This is a genomic window from Mesorhizobium sp. M7A.F.Ca.AU.002.02.1.1, from assembly GCF_003998535.1.
Taxonomy (GTDB): Bacteria; Pseudomonadota; Alphaproteobacteria; order Rhizobiales; family Rhizobiaceae; genus Mesorhizobium; species Mesorhizobium ciceri.
On sequence record NZ_RZPB01000445.1, the window covers coordinates 1 to 5,124 of the forward strand.

Here is a 5,124-nt window from a genome sequence, read left to right on the forward strand (position 1 = left end):
ATGCGCATCTGTTCGGCACCTCGATGGTCAGCGGCTTCACCGGCCGCCTGCGCGGCAAGAAGCTGACCGACAGCCTGCCGCGCTTCAAGGAGGTCTGGGGACCGCTGGCCAGGCGCGCCGCCGACAAGGGCGTGCGCATCGCCTTCGAGAACTGCGCGATGGACGGCAACTGGGCCGCCGGCGACTGGAACATCGCCCACAATCCGGACGCCTGGGAGCTGATGTTCAACGAAGTGCCGGACGACAATCTCGGACTGGAATGGGAGCCCTGCCACCAGCTCGTCTATCTGATCGATCCGATGCCGCAGATCCGCAAATGGGCGCCGCGCATCTTCCACGTCCACGGCAAGGACGCGACGGTGCGCTGGGATGTCATCCGCGAGCATGGCGTGTTCGGCCGGCTGCCCTTCGTGCAGATGCGAACGCCGGGCTTCGGCGACAGCGACTGGACGCGGGTGATCAGCGAATTGCGGCTGGCCGGATACAAGGGCGCCATCGACATCGAAGGCTGGCACGACCCTGTCTATCGAGGCGATCTCGAAATCACCGGGCAGGTGCGCGCGCTGGAATATCTCAAGCAATGCCGGGGAGGGGCCAGCTACCTGCCGAACCCGATGTGAGGATCGGCCGGCGGGAGGAGCCGGCCGGGATGTCTGCAACGCACATTGCCGAAGCGAATGTCGAAACCCCTCGCTTGCGAGGACAAAAAGGGAGGATAAGTGCATGAGCATGACGATGAGAAGGACAGTTCTGCGCTCGACCGTCGTGGCCGCCGCCACGGTGCTTGCCGCTGCGATCTCCACCTTGCCCGCGCAGGCGCTCGACGCCAAATGGTGCAAGGACGTCCACATCCGCTTCTTCGTCGGCGGCGCCGAGGGCGACGCTTTCGGCACCATCGTCTACAATGGCGCCAAGCAGGCAGAGGCCGATCTGGGGCCGAAGGTCGACTACATCTTCTCCCAGTGGGACATCGAAAAGATGGTGCAGCAACTGCGCGAGGCCGTCGCGGTCAAGCCCAACGGCATCGCCATGATGGGCCATCCGGGCGACGCATCAATCATGCCGCTCGCCGAACAGGCGCACAAGGACGGCATCAAGATGATGTACCAGAACGTGCCTGTGCCGAAGGTGGTGGAAGCGTTCGGCGGCGGCTATGTCGGCGCCCAGCAGGAACAGCAGGGCCGCGCGCTCGGCGCCGAGGCGTTCAAACTGGGCAAGCTGAAGGCCGGCGACAAGGCGATCATGATCGGTCCGTTCGAAAACGAAAGTCGCGGCGCGCGCGAACGCGGCACGGTGGCGGCGCTCAAGGAAGCCGGCGTCGAGGTCATCCAGTTGTCCTCACCGCCGAGCGGCGAATGGGCGTCCGATCCCAACCTGGCCATTCCGGTGATCACCGCGGCGCTGCTCAACAATCCCGACGTCAAGGCGGTCGGCTATCCCGGCGGGCAGATGCTCGGCAATGTCTCGACCTATATGCAGGCGGCCGGACGCAAGGCGGGCGAGATCTTCAATTTCGGCTTCGACACCAGCCCGCAGATCGTCGAGGGTTTCAAGGGTGGCTGGGTGCAATTGACCGCCGACCAGCAGCCGTTCCTGCAGGGCTATCTGCCGATCCTCAGCCTCTGCCAGCAGGTTGTGCTGGGGCTGGCGCCGATGAATGTCGACACCGGCGCCGGCTTCGTCACGCCCGAAAATTACGAGATCGTCGCCGAGCTCGCCAAGCAGGCGCTGCGCTGACCTCCCAAGCCGCCGGCCGGGATCTCAGGCCCCGGCCGGCGGGACCGCTGGCGACGACGCCGGCACGAGACAATGAAAGCGAGCATCCGATGGCCGAACGCCTCATCGAACTGCGCGACATCAGCAAGTCCTATGGCCAGGTCTATGCACTGGGCGGGGTCAATCTCAGCGTCGACCGCGGCGAGGTGGTCGGCCTGCTCGGCGACAATGGCGCCGGCAAGTCGACGCTGATCAAGATCCTCTCGGGCGTGGTCAAGCCGACCAGCGGCGAAATCCTCGTGCGTGGCAAGCCGGTGACCGGGTGGAGCGCGGCGCGTTCGCGCGAGGCCGGCATCGAGACGGTGTTCCAGGACCGGGCGCTGGCCGTGCAGCAGACCATCGTTCGCAACATCTTCATGGGCCGCGAGCTGACCGGCTTCATGGGCTTTCTCAGGGTCAACAAGGAGATCGAGGAGGCAAGCCGGCTGATGCGCGAGATCGGCTTCACCTCGAAAGTGTTCACGCCGCAGTCGATCGTCGGCCAGCTTTCGGGCGGCGAACGCCAGGGCGTGGCGATCGCCCGCGCCATCTACAAGCAGGCCGAGCTGATCGTCCTCGACGAACCGACGACGGCGCTGTCGCTGACCGAGACCGCCAAGGTGTTCCATTTCGTGCGCCAGGTGCGGGCGAGCGGCCGCTCGATCCTGTTCATCGGCCACAACATCCATCATGTCTTCGACATCGCCGACCGCTTCGTGGTGCTGGACCGCGGCAAGGTTGCACTGACGACCGACCGCAGCGAGGTCAAGTCGGCCGAAGATCTCATCAACTTCATGGAAGAGGTCGCGCATCCCGGCGGATTGGCCGGGCTGCACGATGCCGGCGACGCGGAGCAGAGAGCACGATGAGCAAGACCATGGAGCCCAACCTGCACGAGCCGTCCGCCGGCATTCCCCGTCCCAGTTCTCAAAAGGAATGGAGGCACCCATCCGATCACTGGATGCGCGGCTTCATCCTCGACAACCGTGCCGCGCTCGGCACGCTCGCCGTGTTCATCGTCATGATGACGGTGTTCCTGATCGCCAACCCGACCGTTTTCACCACCCGGTATCTCTACCGTTCGGTGCTGACGACGCTCCCCGTTGCGCTGTTCGTGGTGGTGCCGCTGGTCTTCGTCGTCACCTGCGGCGAGATCGACCTGTCGTTTCCGGCAACGATGGGCTTCGCCTCATGGGTCTTCGCGCTGGTCGTGCAGGCCGGCTACGATCCGTTTCTCGGCATCGCCGCGGCACTCGTCACCGGCATGCTGCTCGGCTTCCTGGTAGGCTCGCTGGTCGTCTATGGCGGGCTGTCGTCGTTGATCGCCACGCTGGGCATGAATTTCCTGCTGCGCGGCCTGATCCAGATCATCAACGAGGGCAAGTCGATGGCGCTGACCAGCCTCAGCGACAGCTGGGCCTACACGATCTTCTCCAGCCAGGTCCTGGGCGTTCCGGTGCAGATCTTCTGGGCCATCGGCTTCGTCGTGCTGTCGGCGATGCTCTACAACCGGCACCGCTTCGGCGCGCAGGTGAGGGTGGTCGGCGACAATCCAGACAGCGCCCAGCAGATGGGCATCGACGTCAAGCGTGTGCGGGTGAAAGTGTTCGTCTTCGTCGGCATCGGCGCGGCCATCGCCGGCACCTTCTCGGTGATGATCAACTTCACCTGGTGGCCGACCGCCGGCGACGGCTATCTCCTGCCGGTGCTGGCCTCGGTGTTCGTCGGCGGCACGCCGACCTGGGGCGGCATCGGCACCGTCGTCGGCGGCGCCATCGGCGCGGTTACCGTGTCCTTCATCCAGACCGGCGTCGTGGCGGCGGGATTAAGCGGTTTCTATGTGCAGTTCTTCAACGGGCTGATCATCATCCTGTCGCTGCTGGGGCACAAATGGAATCAGGCGCGGTATCGGTGAGGGGCTGTTTCGTTGGCGGACCGCATGCCTTGACGATTGGCGTAGACATCAATCACTTCGTCATCCACGGGTCTGCGCCGCGTCGCTACCCTCCTTGCTTCGCCCGTGGATGACGAAGGTGAGGCTTCCGCGGGGAAAACGCCATCTTCACACCGCGGCGACAAACCCGTCCAGCACGCGTTTCTGGCCGGCTTTGTCGAAGTCGATGGTCAGCTTGTTGCCTTCGATGGCCGAGATGTTGCCGTTGCCGAATTTCTGGTGGAAGACACGGTCGCCGACGTTGAAGGCGGACGGCTTGTCGGAGACGGATTTGGCGACCAGTTCGCCGTCGATGGTGCGGCCCTTGACCGAGGTGCGGCCGGCGCCGTAGCCGCTGTCCGTCTCGCCGTAGCCGATGCGCTCGACCTGGTGGCCGGAGCGCGAACCCCAGTTGCGGTCGGTCGCCTCGGTGCGGTTGGCCTGCGCCCGCTGCCAGCCCGGCGTCGCATAGGTGTTGGAGAAGGCGCCGGATTTTTCGCTGTCGGCGCCGACATTGTCGAAGCGCGAGGCGCCATAGGGGTTCTGCCGTCCTGCGCCCTGGCCGCCGCGGCCGGAGGCAAAGGAACCGCCGCCATAGGAATTGCCGTAGCCGCCGTAGGAGTTGCCGCTTTCAGCGACCTCGACATGGGCGTTCGGCAATTCCTCGAGGAAACGCGACGGGATCGTCGACTGCCACAGGCCATGGATCTGGCGGTTGGAGACAAACCAGATATGCAGGTTCTTCTTGGCCCGCGTCAGGCCGACATAGGCGAGGCGGCGCTCTTCCTCCAGCCCGGAGCGGCCGCCTTCGTCGAGCGCGCGCTGATGCGGGAACAGGCCTTCCTCCCAGCCGGGCAGGAAGACGGTCTCGAATTCGAGGCCCTTGGCCGAATGCAGCGTCATGATCGAGACGGCGTCGAGCCCGGCATTCTGTTCGGCGTCCATGACCAGCGCGACGTGCTCGAGGAAGGAGCGCAGCGATTCGTACTCCTCCATCGAGCGGATCAGCTCTTTCAGGTTCTCCAGCCGGCCGGGGGCTTCCACCGAGCGGTCGTTCTTCCACATGTCCGTGTAGCCGCTCTCTTCGAGAATGGTCTCGGCGAGTTCGGTGTGCGGCGTGGTTTCCAGCGCCTTCTGCCAGCGCTCGAAATTGGCCGCCACTTCGCGCAAGGCGGCGCGCGGCTTCGGCTTCAACTCGTCGCTTTCGGCGAGCTTGGCGGCGGCCTCCAGCATAGGGATGCGCAGCGCACGGGCGGTGTCGTGGATCTGGCGGATGGTGGCTTCGCCCAAGCCGCGCTTGGGCACATTGACGATGCGCTCGAAAGCGAGGTCGTCGGCGCCCTGCGCGACGACACGGAAGAAAGCCATGGCGTCGCGGATTTCCAGGCGCTCGTAGAAGCGCGGGCCACCGATGACGCGGTAGTTGAGGCCGAGTG

Annotated in this window: 5 protein-coding genes; 4 read left to right on the forward strand and 1 reads right to left on the reverse strand. The window is 65.1% G+C overall.

Features of this window, described 5'->3' with window-relative positions; all coding sequences use genetic code 11:
• The 4 genes from EN879_RS23615 to EN879_RS23630 all read left to right on the forward strand — a co-directional run.
• The coding region (locus EN879_RS23615) for a sugar phosphate isomerase/epimerase (RefSeq protein WP_164774543.1) at positions 1-620 on the forward strand (620 nt) is incomplete at its 5' end.
• Between the two features lie 103 nt (positions 621-723).
• On the forward strand, positions 724-1,737 hold the full coding sequence (locus tag EN879_RS23620; protein ID WP_013530992.1) for a substrate-binding domain-containing protein: 1,014 nt from the start codon (positions 724-726) through the stop codon (positions 1,735-1,737).
• An 89-nt stretch (positions 1,738-1,826) separates the two neighbouring features.
• Entirely contained in the window at positions 1,827-2,624 is a 798-nt protein-coding gene (locus EN879_RS23625; RefSeq protein WP_013530993.1) for an ATP-binding cassette domain-containing protein, read from the forward strand.
• A complete protein-coding gene (locus tag EN879_RS23630; protein ID WP_127274277.1) occupies positions 2,621-3,670 on the forward strand; it encodes an ABC transporter permease in 1,050 nt (349 codons plus the stop codon). The genes EN879_RS23625 and EN879_RS23630 overlap by 4 nt, the downstream gene beginning before the upstream one ends.
• A gap of 147 nt (positions 3,671-3,817) precedes the next feature.
• Here EN879_RS23630 and EN879_RS23635 read toward each other — a convergent pair.
• A partial coding sequence (locus EN879_RS23635; protein WP_164774544.1) for a 3'-5' exonuclease occupies positions 3,818-5,124 on the reverse strand: 1,307 nt, incomplete at its 5' end.

Coding starts and splice junctions, on each gene's coding strand:
- EN879_RS23625 (WP_013530993.1), top strand. CDS start 1,827: ATGGCCGAACGCCTCATCGAACTGCGCGACATCAGCAAGTCCTATGGC.
- EN879_RS23620 (WP_013530992.1), top strand. CDS start 724: ATGAGCATGACGATGAGAAGGACAGTTCTGCGCTCGACCGTCGTGGCC.
- EN879_RS23630 (WP_127274277.1), top strand. CDS start 2,621: ATGAGCAAGACCATGGAGCCCAACCTGCACGAGCCGTCCGCCGGCATT.